The 15,233-nt window shown below is 67.3% G+C and carries 14 protein-coding genes; 4 read left to right on the forward strand and 10 right to left on the reverse strand.

All coding sequences use genetic code 11. The annotated features are described in order from the left end of the window. Positions 1-214: 214 nt before the first annotated feature. Together ACGFZ2_RS33760 and ACGFZ2_RS33765 are read right to left on the reverse strand one after the other, a co-directional pair. Positions 215-1,033 carry an alpha/beta hydrolase gene (locus ACGFZ2_RS33760; RefSeq protein WP_393268216.1) on the reverse strand — a complete coding sequence of 273 codons (819 nt, stop codon included), beginning with the start codon at positions 1,031-1,033 and terminating at the stop codon, positions 215-217. 455 nt (positions 1,034-1,488) lie between these two features. Beyond that, a complete protein-coding gene (locus tag ACGFZ2_RS33765; protein ID WP_393460863.1) occupies positions 1,489-2,658 on the reverse strand; it encodes a low temperature requirement protein A in 1,170 nt (389 codons plus the stop codon). A 383-nt stretch (positions 2,659-3,041) separates the two neighbouring features. Here ACGFZ2_RS33765 and ACGFZ2_RS33770 point away from each other — a divergent pair, with 383 nt between their 5' ends. Both ACGFZ2_RS33770 and ACGFZ2_RS33775 read left to right on the forward strand, forming a co-directional pair. Further along, positions 3,042-4,268, forward strand: a complete 1,227-nt coding sequence (locus tag ACGFZ2_RS33770; RefSeq protein WP_393460866.1) for an epoxide hydrolase family protein — start codon at positions 3,042-3,044, stop codon at positions 4,266-4,268. Between the two features lie 167 nt (positions 4,269-4,435). Further along, positions 4,436-5,215 (forward strand): alpha/beta fold hydrolase, encoded by a 780-nt coding sequence (locus tag ACGFZ2_RS33775; RefSeq protein WP_393460869.1) that lies wholly within the window; start codon positions 4,436-4,438, stop codon positions 5,213-5,215. Here the strand turns inward: ACGFZ2_RS33775 and ACGFZ2_RS33780 are convergent. The 6 genes from ACGFZ2_RS33780 to ACGFZ2_RS33805 all read right to left on the reverse strand — a co-directional run bounded on the left by ACGFZ2_RS33780 (position 5,178) and on the right by ACGFZ2_RS33805 (position 10,487). Beyond that, positions 5,178-5,837 carry a tyrosine-type recombinase/integrase gene (locus ACGFZ2_RS33780; RefSeq protein ID WP_393460893.1) on the reverse strand — a complete coding sequence of 220 codons (660 nt, stop codon included), beginning with the start codon at positions 5,835-5,837 and terminating at the stop codon, positions 5,178-5,180. The genes ACGFZ2_RS33775 and ACGFZ2_RS33780 overlap by 38 nt on opposite strands. Further along, the gene (locus tag ACGFZ2_RS33785) at positions 5,809-6,294 is read right to left on the reverse strand and encodes an integrase (protein WP_393268318.1); all 486 of its coding nucleotides are present in this window, start codon (positions 6,292-6,294) and stop codon (positions 5,809-5,811) included. Before ACGFZ2_RS33785 ends, ACGFZ2_RS33780 begins: the two co-directional genes overlap by 29 nt. Continuing rightward, positions 6,284-6,586: a hypothetical protein gene (locus ACGFZ2_RS33790; protein WP_393268207.1), complete on the reverse strand. Its 303-nt coding sequence runs from the start codon at positions 6,584-6,586 to the stop codon at positions 6,284-6,286. Before ACGFZ2_RS33790 ends, ACGFZ2_RS33785 begins: the two co-directional genes overlap by 11 nt. Before the next feature lie 736 nt (positions 6,587-7,322). Further along, on the reverse strand, positions 7,323-8,372 hold the full coding sequence (locus ACGFZ2_RS33795; protein ID WP_393460872.1) for a tyrosine-type recombinase/integrase: 1,050 nt from the start codon (positions 8,370-8,372) through the stop codon (positions 7,323-7,325). Beyond that, positions 8,362-8,724 (reverse strand): hypothetical protein, encoded by a 363-nt coding sequence (locus ACGFZ2_RS33800; protein WP_393460875.1) that lies wholly within the window; start codon positions 8,722-8,724, stop codon positions 8,362-8,364. The genes ACGFZ2_RS33795 and ACGFZ2_RS33800 overlap by 11 nt, the downstream gene beginning before the upstream one ends. Before the next feature lie 299 nt (positions 8,725-9,023). Then, complete coding sequence (locus ACGFZ2_RS33805) at positions 9,024-10,487, reverse strand: hypothetical protein (protein ID WP_393460878.1); 1,464 nt, start codon at positions 10,485-10,487, stop codon at positions 9,024-9,026. 139 nt (positions 10,488-10,626) lie between these two features. Between ACGFZ2_RS33805 and ACGFZ2_RS33810 the strand changes: the two genes are divergently transcribed. After that, the gene (locus ACGFZ2_RS33810) at positions 10,627-10,869 is read left to right on the forward strand and encodes a hypothetical protein (RefSeq protein WP_357703693.1); all 243 of its coding nucleotides are present in this window, start codon (positions 10,627-10,629) and stop codon (positions 10,867-10,869) included. A 189-nt stretch (positions 10,870-11,058) separates the two neighbouring features. Continuing rightward, complete coding sequence (locus ACGFZ2_RS33815) at positions 11,059-12,576, forward strand: DUF4419 domain-containing protein (RefSeq protein WP_393460881.1); 1,518 nt, start codon at positions 11,059-11,061, stop codon at positions 12,574-12,576. A gap of 152 nt (positions 12,577-12,728) precedes the next feature. Here ACGFZ2_RS33815 and ACGFZ2_RS33820 read toward each other — a convergent pair whose 3' ends face one another. Further along, positions 12,729-13,517: a hypothetical protein gene (locus ACGFZ2_RS33820; protein ID WP_393460884.1), complete on the reverse strand. Its 789-nt coding sequence runs from the start codon at positions 13,515-13,517 to the stop codon at positions 12,729-12,731. Positions 13,518-13,551: 34 nt separating this feature from the next. After that, positions 13,552-14,817 carry an IS701 family transposase gene (locus ACGFZ2_RS33825; RefSeq protein ID WP_393460896.1) on the reverse strand — a complete coding sequence of 422 codons (1,266 nt, stop codon included), beginning with the start codon at positions 14,815-14,817 and terminating at the stop codon, positions 13,552-13,554. Positions 14,818-15,233: the final 416 nt, after the last annotated feature.

Raw genomic sequence — 15,233 nt, forward strand, 5'->3', positions numbered from 1 at the left:
CCTGTAGATGTCGCAATCACAAGTTTCCCTTGCAGGGCAGGCACTTCCGCTCATCTACACGCCGACGAAGAGCACATCCCGGCGATCACCATGAATCACCCAGGCTAAGCCTGAGCGTGAGGCATCCGCAATACTTGGCATCCCCGCCAAAGTGCGGGCACGGCGCTTGCCGGACGGACCACAACTTGCCGCTGTCTGCGGTTGGTCAGCCCTGTCACGTTCGCGCGTGGCTTGTCGCCCACTCGAGCGCATAGTCGGCCACCTGCTCCCAGCCAGGCTCGACACCGGTGAAGTGTGAGCGGTCCGGAAACTCGTAGATCTCAGTCATCGCCTCGGAGTTGCGGTATTTCTTCGCGTTCGAGCGGATCACCGAGGGCGGCATCAAATGGTCTTGGCCGCCAATGATGAACAACAACGGAGCACGGTCATCCAGGTCGTAGTCGACCCAGGTCTCCTGGTGGCCCGGCCTCCAGTTGGCTGTCAGGCCATAGGTCCAGACCCAACTTCCGGGCGCCGGGATGTGGAGGCGGTCGTACGCCGCGTCGGATTCCTCCCGGCTGACCGTGTTGGCGAAGGCATAGTGGAACTGCTCCTTGGTGAAGCCCACCGCGCGGTGCCGGTTGGCCGGGTTCTTGAGGATTGGGAACAGGGACTTGGTCTGGGCCGGCGGGTTCACCCGCACACCCTCGGGTGGCGCCGAGTCGATCACCACCGCGGCGGCGCCCAACCCGCGGTTCACCAAGAGTTGGGTGAAGGTCCCCCCGAAGGAATGGCCCATGATGATCGGCGGACGGTCCAGGCTCTCGACCACCTCGCTGAGATGGTCGAGCGTTGCGGGAACAGAGGCCTCGGCGATGATCTCGGGTCTTTCCCGCAACGCCTCTACCTCGATCTCGAATCCCGGGTACGTCGGCACGAAGACCTCATGGCCCTTCGCCCGGTAGTGCTCCACCCAGCGGTCCCAGCTTCGGGCGGTCATCCAAAGCCCGTGGATCAGCACGATCGGCAGGGCCTTGGTCGTCGGCTCGCTCATGATGCTCCTTCCGATCCGCTGCAGCAATCGTCGGAACCCTCGGACAGCGGTAACCTCACGCCGCAGGGACGAAGTCGCGGCCCGCCCCGCGCACGGTCTGCACCGCCTCCGGGTCGCCGGTCGCTCCCGTGAAATCCTAGCCGTCTGTACATCGGCCGGAAGCGGAAGCGACGTGAACGCCGGACGCGTTGTCAGTTCGGCGCATCCAGTCACGGACGGTTACGCGCTGGCCCAGGCCGGCTGCTGATCGTGTCACCCACCAGGTGAAGCCGCCGTGTCCTCATCAGCCGGAGTCGGACAACCGGCCGCCGGCGACGCCTGGTCTGGTGACCGAAGCCCTCACCGCCTAACTGACCGGCGTTGCGACAAGCCCCCGACTAGCCCCTTGGGGCAATGGGTCGAACAGGGCTGAGCGGGCAGTCGTTCGGGTGGGCGCCACCGATACTGCAGGAATCTCATCGATAGCCTTTAGCGGCCTTGACGATCTGCGGGCTGACCACGATGGCGTACCCGACGAGGAGCGCCGAGGTGAGCCCGAGCAGCAGGCCGGGTTCGGTGACCACCAGCGTCACCACGATGGCCAGCGTGACTCCCACCAGGCCAACGATGAACCGGCGCCGGGGCATACGACCGAGAGCGAAGCGGTGCAGACCCAACCCGCACAGCATCCACGTGACGATCGACCCGCCCAGCACGAGTCGCGCGTTGAGCGGCATCTGACGCGACTGACCGATCTCGTACACCACAACGCCCAGCGCCCATCCAAGGAAGAGCACGGCCGCGCCAGCGGGTGAGTGGAGATAGGCGTAGCCCTGACCGCTGCCCAACTGCGGCACGGCGAGCCTGCTGTTCACGTAGGTGGTGTAAATCCACCAGATGCTGGCTGGCAGAAGGAAGGCCGCAAAGGCGGCGGCCACCACGCGGGCGGGCGGGTGGGCGGTGGGTACCGCGTCACGCAGGTTGGTCAGCGTGGCGCCGAGCAGAATGATGGTGAACTGCCCCAGCCGTTCAGGCAGGTGGGTGCTGTGTACGGGATGGCGGCGCAGCCAGCGGCGGCCGAGCCACGGGGTGAGCAGCTCGATAGCCAGGGCGGTGATCCACACTGCCGGTCGTACGGTCGGGGAGATGGCCAGTGACCCAGCCCAGAGCAACCACCCGGTACCGAATCCGGTGAGATAGACGGCGACCAGATCCCAGGCGGACCGGTCGGCTGCGAGGACTCGCAGGTACATCAGGAGCAAACAGCCACGCACGATCAGGTACCCGACCGGCAGCAACAGGCCGGAGGGGGCCTGCTGCACGCCGAGGGCAATGGCGCCAGCACCAACCGTCGCAGCCAGCACGAGCAGTCGGTGCAGAGTGTCGTCCGGGTCGTAGCGGGTGTCGTAGAAGGACTGGCCGATCCATGACCACTGGATGAGCACGTAGAGGACGATGGCAACGGCGAGTTCTTGGACACTCGGCGATGCCCGGGTGTCCAACCGCGCGGTCACGCCCAGCAGGGCCAGGACGAATACCAGGTCGAAGAAGAGTTCAAGCCAGGTGGCATGCCGCTCTTCGTTCAGCTCCGGCCCGCCGGGGTAGCGTAGCCCCAGCAGACCCACGGTACGGAACAGCCGGGCCAACCTGCCACCTCCGGCCAATCGCCCACCCCCACGCCGTCACCACCATTGGTAATCATTACCTAACGGGTCGTGCCACCATGCCGAGACCCACCCTGCTGCACCGGTTCCTGCCGCGGCTGAGCCACCGAGTTGCGCAGCGTCTCGTGGTCGACACCCGACCCCGGGCCCACGTCCCGAATCGTTGCGGCAGGAAACGAGCACCAGGCCGGCATTGCCGCAGCGCTCGACGGCACAGGCACCCGATCCAGCGGTCCCCCCGTCGGGCACCCGGACAAATCCGGTACCCACCCGTCTCGGCTCGGCTCGCCGAACTCATGCGACAACCAGGTGTAGGCCCCGATCGAGGTGGTACTCGGATGCCCTGGCGAGGAGCGGAGGCCCATGTGGCTGTCAAGACCGAAGAGCGGGTGGGCATCGCAGGTGTCCGTCCGTTCACGATTGAAGTCCCCGAGGCGGAACTCGAGGCGCTGCGCACGCGTATCAGGGCCACGCGCTGGCCCGAGAGGCAGACCGTCGATGATCAGTCGCAGGGCGTACCGCTCGAAACAAGCCAGGCGCTCGCGCGCTATTGGGAGAAGGAGTACGACTGGCGCAACGTCGAGGCGAGGCTGAATGCACTACCGAACTTCATCACCGAGATCGACGGGCTCGACATCCACTTCATCCACGTCCGATCGAAACACGAAGACGCCCTGCCGCTCATCGTCACACACGGCTGGCCCGGCTCGATCATCGAGCAGCTGAAGATCATCGGCCCGCTCACCGATCCCACGGCACACGGCGCGAGCGCGTCGGACGCCTTCCATCTGGTGATCCCGTCCCTGCCGGGCTACGGGTTCTCCGGCAAACCGACCACACTGGGCTGGGGCCCGGAGCACATCGCACGCGCCTGGATCGAACTGATGAAGCGCCTCGGCTACACCCGATTCGTCGCCCAGGGCGGCGACTGGGGCGCGCTCATCACCGACCTCATCGGTCTGCAGGCGCCCCCGGAACTGCTCGGCATTCACACCAACATGCCCGGTACGGTTCCCCCCGACATCGATGCACTGATCCAGTCCGACATCACCGGGATAAACAAGGCACTCAGCAAGCTGCCCTCCAACCTCTCAGAAGAGGAGCGGCGCGCCTGCGGGCAGCTCGACTTCTTCTGGAAGCATGGGGCCTACGCCCTCGTGATGGGGACGCGCCCCGAGACGTTGACTGGACTCGCGGACTCGCCCATCGCTCTGGCGAGCTTCATGCTGGACCATGACGCAGCCAGCCTGGAGCTGATCTGCCGGGCCTTCGCTGGCCAACCCGGCGGCCTCACGCGAGACGACATCCTCGACAACATCACCCTCTACTGGCTGACGAACACGGGGGTTTCCGCGGCTCGTCTCTACGCGGAGAACAAGCTGTCCTTCTTGTCCGCGAAGGGCGTCTCCGTGCCGACCGCCGTGAGCGTCTTCCCGGACGAGCTCTATCAGGCGCCGCAGAGCTGGGCGGAGCGGGCGTACCCCAATCTCATCCACTACAACCGGCTCGACCGGGGCGGGCACTTCGCGGCCTGGGAACAACCGCAGCTCCTCACCGAAGAGCTTCGTGCCGGTTTCCGCCCGCTCCGCTAGCCGATGCGGTTCGAGTATGCCGACCGTGGTGTCGGGTACGCGAAACGGACTGACGACTGCGAGGGGGAGGCATGGACGGCGCACGGATCCCACCCGGATTCACGGAACAGACGGCGCGGGTCAGTCAGATCACCATCAATTATGTACGGGGTGGTCAGGGTGGGACATTGGTCCTGCTGCACGGCTATCCGCAGACGTGGTTCATGTGGCGCAAGGTTCTGCCGGAGCTTGCCAAGCGGTACACCGTCATCGCGCCCGACCTGCGCGGCGCCGGCGGGAGCGACGCCTCGGCAAGCGGATACGACAAGAAGACCCTCGCCCGGGACGTACACGACCTCCTCGCCCAACTCGGGCTCGAACGGGACATCTGCCTGGTCGGCCACGACATCGGCACCATGGTGGCGTACGCGTACGCCGCCGCCTATAGCGATCAGGTGAGCAAGCTCGTCCTCACCGAGGCGCCCATCCCCGACCAGGGCCTGTATCAGGCTCCGTCACTCACTCCGAACGGGCCGGGCCTGTGGAATTTCGGGTTCTTCAGCCTCCCGAACGGGCTGCCGGAGCAGATCGTGGCCGGCCGGGAGGAACTTTGGGTCGATCGGTTCACCGACTCGATGGAGGTGCAGAAGACCGGCATCGGCGCGGACGAGGTTGCCGAGTACGCCCGATACCTTCAGGACGATGCCCACCTGCGGGCGAGCTTCGAGTATTTTCGCGCCCTTCCACAGGACATCGCCGACAACGCCGAGTACGCCAAGACGAAACTTGCGATGCCGGTGCTCGCCCTCGGCGCCCGGGCGAGCCTAGGGGACGCCGTATCCCAACAGGCCGCCCATTACGCCCTCAACGTGAGCGGCGGCGTCATCGAGGACTGTGGCCATTGGATCTTCGAGGAACGCCCCGCCGAACTCACGAGCCAACTGCTGAAGTTCCTCCAACCGGCCTGACCTGACCCGTTCGACTCCGGCCGGCCGTAGCCGGCAGTTTTCCGTTGGCCGTCACGGCTCGGAGGCGCGGTCCGCGGCGGCGGCGAGCGGGTGTGGTTGGCCGGCCATGGCGGCTAGCGCGGCCGCCACGGCATGGAGGTCGGCTTTGATGTATGTGGTGGTGGCCGGCCCGGTGGGAGTCGGTGTGCCCGGCGTAGGCGCGGGCGATGCCGTAGCCGAAGTGCCGTTCGACCCAGGTCAGGGTGGTGTGGCGCAGCCAGTGGGTGGAGATTCCTTGGGCGGCCACCCACGGCAACTGCTGGCCGATGCGTTTCCACAGGTGGTCGTAGCGGCGGCTGGTGATCGCCCGCCCGTTGCGGTAGCGCAGCAGAAGGTCGGTCGGCAGGACCGCGCCTCGGGCGCGGGCGTGTTCGTCGAGGTGGGCGGCGAGGTCGAGGGTGATCGGCTGCCAGCGCAGGGTGGCACCTTTCTCGGTCAGCCGCAGGAGCCCGCAGTCGGTGTCCAGGTCGGCCAGCCGTAGCCCGAGCGCGCCGCCGCGGCGGCAGGCGGTCTCGGTATGCAGCCGCAGCAGAAGCGCGTCGAGGAGGACGTCGTTACCGCTGGTTCGGGCGGCGAGGTTGATCTGTTCGAGCGTCGGGGGTGAGGGCGCGGCGGGTGTTCGGCAGCCGGCGGGGCTTGACCACCCGGTGGGCGGGGCTGGCTGCGGCGTCGATGAGCCCGTCGGCGATGGCCCGGTTGTAGATGGCGCGGGCAGCGGCGATGGCATGTTCACCGGCGTGGCGGCCGCTGCGGCTGTTACGCCGTGACCGGGCCGTCGCGGCGACCTGTCGTTGCACGGCCTCGATGTCGCTGGCCGCGATGGCATCCAACGGGAGATCGCCCCAAGCGGCGGCCATGCGGTTCCAGTAAGTCCCGTAGGTGCGACGGGCACCCGGCCCAGCCGCCGCGATGACATGGGGCAGGTACTCGGCGAGAGTCGGCAGGCTCGGGCCGGGGTCGGCCTGCAAATCGGCGAGGGTGACGCCGAGGTGAGCCAGCAGCTGCCGGGCTGCGGCGACGCGGGCAGGATCAGCTGTCACCACGGCCTCCGATCACCTGGGCATGCAGGTCGGCCAGCAGCCGCGCGACCATCCCGGCCGGATGGATCACCAGCACGTCATGAGCGACCAGGGCGGCGAGCAGCAGCGGCTGCCCAGGCGCGATAGCGCACATCTGCCGCGCGCTGGCCGGTAGCGGCAGCTCCCCCCGACTGCCCACCCCATGCGGCCCGGGCAGCGCCGAGGCGACGACCAACATCCCGGCGCGCGGACCGATGCTGATCCGGTGACCCGGGTTCCAGCCCAGCGCGCGCATGAGGCCGCGTTCGGTCACCCGGCCGGAACGATCCGGGCAAGCCATACCGAGCAGAACCTCGTCCGGCGAGGCGCTTGCTGGCGGACGCGGTGCGGGTAGCACCGGCATGGGGGCCTGGCGGGATCGCGGTCGGTCGGGAAGCGGGGCCGCGATGAGCACGCCGATGAGCTGCTCTGGATCGCGGCGGCGAGGTGGTGTCATGGCCGGTCCAACTGCGAACACGCCGCTACACGCCGGCAGCAACGTACCGCTCGCCGGCGCCCACGATCACTTGTTACAGCATGGGTGCCGTCTGTGCGCCACCACGGAACCGAGCCTGACTCAAACTCGGTGAAACTCCACCAAAATGGTGTCCGAGGGGGGAGATGAACCCCCACGCGTAGCACCCAGGCATAAAAATGGGTGCTCATGCGATTAAGGATACCTCAATACAGAGCGTACGCGCTACAGGTGCAAGCCGGCCACGGGCACCCGTTGCAGCTACCAACGCGATAGATTTCATCCGCCTCTCCAACGCCCAGCGCATTTGTCAATTCGGCCAGGGGAACGAGGATTCCGACGGGCAGCAACTGTGTGAGGTGCCCCTCGGCGCATGGTTACGCGGTGAAGCGCCACCATCGGATCCACGGAGGGATGCGCTCTGGTGTTGTTGTCGCCCAACCCGGCCCCCGGATTCTTTACCTGCCGTGCCGCGCTGCGGCGCGATGGGAAGCCACTCCCCCACCGCGCCGCCTGGTGCGAGTCAGATCGGCGGTCAGGGCAAGGTCCCTGTCGCCGGACGATGGGAGGTCTCGCGCGCCGTGACGAGTGGGTGTGGTTGGCCGGTCATCGCCGACAACGCGTCAGCGACGGCGTGGAGGTCGGCCTTGATGTAGGTGGTGGTGGACGATCCTGGGCTGTCGGTGTGGCCGGCGTAGGCGCGAGCTACCCCGTAGCCGAAGTGACGTTCCACCCAGGTGAGGGTGGTGTGCCGCAGCCAGTGGGTGGAGATGCCCTGGGCGGCCACCCACGGCAGACGCTCGCCGATGCGCTTCCACAGGTGGTCGTACCGGCGGCTGCTGATCGGTAAGCCGTTGCGGTAGTGCAACAGCCGGTCGGTGGGCAGGACGGCGCCGCGAACGCGGGCGTGCTCGTGCAGGTGCTCGGCGAGGTCGAGGCTGACCGGCTGCCACCGCACGGCGCCTTTCTCGGCCAGTCGCACGAGCCCGTTGGTGGCGTCCAGGTCGACAAGCCGCAGGGCGAGGGCACCACCGCGCCGGCAGGCGCTCTCCGTGTGCAGGCGCAGCAGCAGGGCGTCGAGGACGACATCGTTGCCGCTGGTCCGCGCCACCGCGTTGATCTCCTCCAACTCGTACGACGTCAGAGCGCGGCGTGTGCTCGGAAGGCGGCGGGGTTTGGCGACACGGTGCGCGGGACTGGCCGACGCGTCGATCAGACCGTCGGCGACAGCCCGGGAGTAGAAGGCGCGGGCGGCAGCGATCACGTGCTCGCCGGCGTGCCGGCCGTTGCGGCTGTTACGCCGCGACCGCGCCGTAGCAATCATCTGCTGTTTCATCGCCTCGACGTCGCTGGCCGCGACGCGGTCCAGGGGCCGGTCACCCCACGCGGCGGCCATCCGCTCCCAGTACGTGCCGTACGTACGCCTCGCGCCCGGACCCGCCGCCGCGTTTACCCGCGGCAGATACTCCGCAATAGTGGGCACAGATATCAACACGTCGGCGTCGGACTCCAGATCGGCCACGGTGACGCCAAGGTGAGCCAGCACGTGCCGGGCTGCGGCAACCGTGGCGGGATCAGCAGACATGCGCACCTCCCGCCACCTCGACGTGCAGGTCGGCGAGCAGACGAGCGACGGCGCCGATCGGGTGCACCACAACCAAGTCGTGAGCGACGAGCGCGGCGAGCAGCACCGGCTGACCATGCCCAATCCCGCACATACGCCGGACGGAAGCCGGTAGCGGCAGCGCACCTCGGCTGCCCACCTGGTACCGACCATCGCTGGCCGAGGCGATGACGAGCACCGCTTGATGCAAGCGGATGTCGAGACGCTGGCACGGCTGCCAACCCAACGCACGCAGGATGCGCTGCGCGGTAACCCGGCCGCAGCGGGACGGGACAGCCATCTCCAACAGAAGCTCAGCGGCATCGGCGACCACCGGTAGCTGATCTCGGGCGGGTAGCGCCGGCATCGGAACCGGACGGGGACGCGGACGGGCAGGCAGGGCAGCAGGAACAAGCGGACGAACAAGCTGCTCACCGCTCGGGACAGGAGGTCGTGTCATGGCGGTGACAACAGGAAGACGATGTCTCGGGCCTCGTCGTTCCCGAGGGGCGAGCGCGACCGGCGGTCAACGAAACTTACCGCTCCGCCCACCTCTCAAGATCCAGGCCTCGGGGCGGGCCAGCCATTACTGCCGATCAAGTTCGACGCGTGCATCGATCAGCATCACGATGTCTAGTCAACCAGGAACAGGATGGTATCGTCGCGTGCCCTGGTCATGGGGATGTGCATGTTCAAGAGGCTCGCCCACTCGGCGCCCTTGAGGCCGGTTACTCCCTGCTGGATACGCTCATAAAAGGTACGGTGCATGAAAATCCACACGGTCTGGAAGTCGAGTCCTCGGTAGGCCGCCACGTCTTCCAATGCGCTGGTCTGGGTGTTGATGCCGCGACGGTACTTTTTGAAGTCCGGTACGAGGGTGACGCCGTGAGCCCGATCCTCCAGTACCAGAAGCGCTGGCAGGTCCTGCCACAGGTCGGCCCTGCTCTTGAGCCGGCCTGCCTCGGCGTAAACATCGTCCTCCGCGCATCCCCGGATTGCGAATCGCCCGCCCGGCCTGGTGAACTGTAAGCCCGTGAGGTAATGGTTCGAGAGCTCAGCAAGAACGCGCCGCTCGGCCTCGATACGGACGGGGTCCACCCGGAAGGAGGACCGTTCATGGATTCGGGTGACCACCTCGGTCGCCTGCCGTGCGAGCGCGGCTGACTGCCGGTAACAGTCGTGCAGAGACTCGTCGATGTCCGGTTTCGGCATCGCCTGCAGATGCGTATCGAGGCTCTTCAGTGGCCATTGGAGCGGGTCGAAGCCGACGATGACCGCGGGTGCCTTGGCCAGCCGGGCCTGGTTTACCGCAGCTGTCACGCTTGCCGGACTGCGCGGGTCATCGAGCAGTATCGCAGCGTGTGGGGCCATGGGTGCCTGGAGGCGTTTGACGTTTACACGGGTGTGCGCCGCAAGGTACTTGGCGACGGCCGTTGAGCACCGGAAGTCAACCGGGATGCCGGCATCGTGCAGCCTGAGTGCGAGATTCAACAGCACTGCGGTCTTCCCGGTGCCCGCGCCTCCGCGCAGGTAAATCACTTCAGTCTCGTCGGCGAGGTCCGCGTACTGGGTCTGCTCGAGTATCAGGTCCGCCAAAGCTGCCTGGTCGTCGCTCAGGAACTCGGCCCATCCCGTCACTGGGTCATTACTTGTGTATGTTCCCTCGTCGACTTCCTCAAACAAGGGGTGGGTGCCGGTGAAGCCGGGCGGGGCAGGTGTTCTGTCCTCAATCAGCTTCGCCCGCTGCGAGGGGCGTAGGGCCGCGTAGCGCGTTGTGACGTCGTGGTTTCCGATGTCGACAATGACCAGCTCGTCACGTACCGGCTGCAGCAGCACCCGACAGGAGTGGGTGTAGCGGAGTTCGTAAACGTTCTCGCGCACGCCTTGGAGTGTCTTCTTGCCCTCGTACCAGTCGCTGCTCGTGGCCCGGCGGTTGAAAGCGGTGCGGACCACGGTCAAAACCCGGCCACGCGCCTGAGGCATGGTCCGCTCATAGGCTCGCCTGGCCCTGCCCGTCCAGGACAACACGCCCGCCTGCGACATCGGCACCCCCAGTCCAGCAACGGTCACAATCTTGTACCACCGGGCTGCTGACATCGGTTCACCACCCTGGCCCTGGCCGCCTCGTGCGCCTCAGTTGGGTGGTGTCGGCGGTGCTGCAGGACTAGCGGACAAGCCATGAGGATGGATTGGTACGGGCGCGGTACTCCCACCTCACGGCGGCGATAAGTCGGATATGCGCCGCTCGGGGGTCGCGCTGGCGGTGCTGCCGTCGGCTGACGACATCGTCCGGGCCTGCCTGAACGCCATCCCAGCCGGTCTGAACGAGGTGGCCGCACTCGCCGACCGGCGACACCTGAACGGCCTCGACCGCACGCAGATGCGCCACTCCCGGCAGTCGAAGAATCTGGTCAGCGCAGCCCAGTGGCACCTGGACCATGTCCAGGATGAGCACCTCGCCGCCCACCTGCGCGAGTAGATCGCCATCAAGCCGCGCCTCGTGTAGCAGCCGCGGCCTCACCCGAAGAAGCAGACGCACGCCCTCGGCCGATACATGGGCATCGGCACGGCAACCCACTACACCGGGAACGGCCAGCTCGACGATAGGAACAAGATGCGTACTTCGTAGCGGCATCGCGCTCGGGCGAGCAGGCGTTAGAGTCGCGCAATGGTGACCTTCCGGGTCGACGAGGTGACACCCGCAGCCGAGGGCCTGCCCACCCGGCCGCTCGGCGAACTGTTCGGGGATGCACTGGTGTTCGGCGGTGATCCGGCGTTGCCGGTGCTCGTGCCGGACGGGGTACATCCGCTGCTCGACGCTGTCGGACGCGCGTTCGCCGACCATCGCCCGCTGGTGTTGTCCCCCGACGCGGTGTGGTTGACCATCGCGCAGGGCGTCGCCCAACACATCCGGCTCCACGCCGAGGAGCTGCGCCCCCGGTTGGTAGGCCACGCCGGCCGCAAGCGGCTCACCGTGACCGTCGACGGGCCGATGCCGCAGGACGCGGCTTCCTGGCAGGACATGGTGGAGTCATTCCACAAACTGCTCGCCGCCGAGATCAGCGACACGGACGTATTCGAGTGTGACTTCTCCACCAGCACCGAGGTCGACCGGCTCGCGGGACAAGTTGTCCTGCTCGACGCCTACTCGCCGTACTTCTCGCTGTGGCTGGTGTGCGTATGCGGCATCCCGTCAATCACGTTGACCGGCACCGTAACGGACTGGCAGAAGATCCGCACACGGGTAGACGCGATCGCCGGGTTCGGCCTGCAGACATGGTGCCGGTCGCTCGCGCCGATCGCCGACCAGTTCGTTCGAGCCGCGGCGGGCGAGGTGGACGTGGCGTTCTGGCGGCGGATCTACAACCCCGTCGACGCGTACGGCGGTGAGGTGGTCACCGGCTGGGCGGCGCGCCTGTACCCGTACCTTCGGGGTAAGGGGACGGTGGACCGGCCGAATCCGCTGCTGGAGTTGCCCATCGACGAGCCGCGCGACGCGACCGTCGACGGCCGCGGCTTCTACCACGGTGCCGGTATACGCACTGATCAGGTGCCCGCGACGTTGTCTCGGGCGACGGTCAACGTCAACGACTTGGTGGCGGGCGACAACCGGACGGTGGCCCTACATGCCGGCCTGGTCGGCGTCGCCCAGGACGACGACGGCGGACTGCGGCCGGTGGCAGGCTGGTACCTCGCGCCGGCGGCGGTGGAGATCGACGCCGTGATCGACCGGATCGTGCGCGACCACCAGACCAGCCCGCCGCAGCCCATGAGCCTGTTCAACGCGCCCGCCGAGGTCGTGGCGCTCTACCGGCGCGTCGGCTCCGCCACGCTGTTCCAGACGTGGCGGCTGCTGCCGGTGGCCGAGCACCGCCGGGTCTACCGCGGCCACGAGGAGCAGTCGCTCCTGACGATCATCGACCTCGCCGACGGCAGAAGCATCTGCGCGGCCCTCGACTACAAATCGGAGTCGACCCACTGGGTCCTCTGCCGCGTCCAAGAGGTGACAGCCGAACGGTCCGAGTTCGACGGCCGTTTCCGCCTGGTCGACGAGCCCGCCGACGTCCCGGTGTACGGCACCTCGCTCGCGCGGCTACTCGACGCCGCCCTCGACTCCGATGGCGACATCACCCACCTGGAAACCGGCCAGCTCGATCAACTGGAGCAGCCACCAGCTAATCCATGACATGACACACCGGCACGTCCGCCCAAGTCTGGACGCAGCCCAAGGTGAAGTGACGAGTACCGGTTGACAACGAGCGATGACGAGCTGTCGGCGGTGTCCCGGCTCGCTGCAGTTGATGCATAAGCGTCCTTCTGACCTGGGGTGCATCAGTTTCATTGAGCCGTCCATGCTGGGTGCGGCCCAGTGAATCTGATGTTCCTAGAATCCAGGGCGTGTCCCCGGATGGGGTTCGGACGGGCGTAGGTTTCGATCCAGTCGGCGAGCATGCTGTTGTGGTGGGGATGCCAGGTGTCGCGGGCTTCGGACCAGTCGAGGCGGTTGCCGAACTCGGCGTAGGCGCGGGCTCGGGTCGTTTGGTGAGCGACCCGGGTCTGCCAGTGCTGTCTGACGAACACGCTCGCTGCGGAGACGATCTCCGGGTAGCTCGCGGCGTGGAACGCGGGATCCTCCGCGTGGTGCCGCTCCCTGCCCGGACGCAGGATGGCCAGGCGCGGGCCTTGAGCGTGGCCGAGGTAGCGACCGTGGATGTATTCCCAGCAGTCGAACGCGGCTCTGGTGGCGATGAGGAGGGCGACCTGGCCGTGACGGCGGACGAGCCGCCGGTGGTGGATCTGCGCTGACTTGATCTCTGGGAGGTGCCGTATGTCGATGGCGTTGTCGGTGACGGGCCAAGCGGTGGCTGCGGGTGCTCGGGTGCCGAGCCAGAGGTTGTGCTTGACGCAGGCGGCGACGTGGTGGGGGTAGTAGCGGTGGACCGGGCCGCCCCGGTGCCGGCGGACGCAGGGTGGGCAGGCTGGTCGGGGGAACGTCTGGAGCAGCCACCAGTGTGGTGCAGGTTGGCGTAGTTCGGGCAGCAGGAGCTGGAGTTGGCGGGTGGGACGGCCGGTGAGGGCACCGCGCCAGCAAGGGGTGTTGGTAAGAATCGCGACACCAGAGGCCAAAAAGATGATCTAGTACGGCAGCCGCCGTTTGTGATCAATGCTGAAGTTCGGGGTTGAGGCGGCGTGTGTAGTGGGATCGTCGTGCTCGGGCTTGATGACGGCGTCGCCAGCCTGACCAGTGCAAGCGATGGTTGAGGTCGCTGATCGGTCGGATGATGCAGGCGTTGATGAGGCGGCGGACTTCGTTGACCGTCAGCTTGATCAGTCCGGTGTCGGCCGGGTCGTGGTGGGCTGCGTCAGCGGCGCAGATCGCCAGCACGGCGAGAGCGGCCAGGGCGAGGGTGGTGAACCGGTGCCAGGAGTCCCAGCGGCGGACCTGGTGCTGGTCCAGGCCGACCTGGCTCTTGGCGGCCTGGAAGGCTTCTTCGACGGTCCAGCGGATGCCCGCGACCCGCACGAGCTGCGCGAGAGTAGCCGGTTTCGGGGTCCAACAACGGTAGAAGGCCAGCTCACCGGTGGTGGCGTTGCGGCGGATCAGGAGGCTGTGCCGGCCTGCGTCGTCGGGGTCGGCATCGGTGCACACGTCGTCGAGCCAGGCCCAGTCGTAGTAGCGGGGTCCCCTCGACCCGGCGCCGGCTGAGCGGCGTTGCCAGGCCGATGCCGGCAGTTCGGCGGCGGCCCGGTCGGCCCGGACCTTGACCTTGCCGCCGTCGATGGGGATCAGGTGGCTGCAGGACACCGCGAGGACGTAGCCGAGCCGGTGATCACGCAGATGAGCGCGGAATGCGGCGCTGTTGCCGTATGCCTCGTCCGCGGCCGCCCAACCGGCCGGCACGCCGGCGTCGATCGCGGCGGTGATCATGTCGGCGGCCAACTGCGACTTGGTGGCGAACTCGATCTCGTCTGGCACGCCAGCGGCGTGGCACCGCTGCCGGTCGTCGGTCCACGACGCCGGCAGATACACGCGCCGGTCGATCAAGGTGTGCCCGTCGCGGCCGGCGTAGCCCAGGAACACCCCGACCTGGCTGTTCTCGATCCGCCCGGCAGTGCCGCTGTACTGGCGCTGCACCCCCACCGTGTGGGTGCCCTTCTTCAGGTCACCGGTCTCGTCGACCACCAGGACCGCGTCCGGGTCACCGAACCGGTCGGTGATCAGCTGCCGCAGGTCGTCGCGGACGGCGTCGGAGTCCCACACTGCCCGGTACAACAACCTTTGCATCGCGTCCGGCCGGGCATGCCCGGCCTGCTCGGCCAACTGCCAACACGTCTTCACCTCAAGATCGGACAGCAGCCCCGTCACGAACTCGGCCGCCGCGCGGCGAGGCTCAACCCGCCCGAACCGGCCCGCGAAACACCCCAGCACCCCGGCCAGCACACGCTCCCACCGAGCAACCGCTACGCTGTGGCACACGGCCACCGCAAGATCTGATGTTGTGTCCACAACGCACAGACGATCACGCGGTGGCCGTCTCGCGTCCACCCCGGTTCAACAGCAAGATCTCAAACGGCGGCTGCCGTACTAGGTGTGAGGGCTGGCATCTCAAACGGCGGCAGTAGCGCGCGCCTTTCCGCACACCTCTAGGAGCGGCAGGCCGGCCGCGTACCGCCGGAAGACACCGGCGGTCGGGGTGTCCGCCGTCGCGACGGTGTCCGGAGTGCCTTCCGCGACCACCGTGCCCCCCCCCCGTTACCTTTTTGATCGTCCCCAGCCGGGGACTGCTCGGTCGCCCGGCTCGGTATGACTTACTGCCCCTGTCGTGCGGATGATCCGGGGGG

This window comes from Micromonospora sp. NPDC048063, from assembly GCF_043202855.1.
Taxonomy (GTDB): domain Bacteria; phylum Actinomycetota; class Actinomycetes; order Mycobacteriales; family Micromonosporaceae; genus Micromonospora.

What these genes read in the sequence shown, in the direction of transcription:
- ACGFZ2_RS33795 (WP_393460872.1), bottom strand. Translation starts at nt 8,372, where the DNA reads ATGTCTGCTGATCCCGCCACGGTTGCCGCAGCCCGGCACGTGCTGGCT.
- ACGFZ2_RS33815 (WP_393460881.1), top strand. Translation starts at nt 11,059, where the DNA reads ATGGTGACCTTCCGGGTCGACGAGGTGACACCCGCAGCCGAGGGCCTG.
- ACGFZ2_RS33805 (WP_393460878.1), bottom strand. Translation starts at nt 10,487, where the DNA reads ATGTCAGCAGCCCGGTGGTACAAGATTGTGACCGTTGCTGGACTGGGG.
- ACGFZ2_RS33760 (WP_393268216.1), bottom strand. Translation starts at nt 1,033, where the DNA reads ATGAGCGAGCCGACGACCAAGGCCCTGCCGATCGTGCTGATCCACGGG.
- ACGFZ2_RS33810 (WP_357703693.1), top strand. Translation starts at nt 10,627, where the DNA reads ATGCGCCGCTCGGGGGTCGCGCTGGCGGTGCTGCCGTCGGCTGACGAC.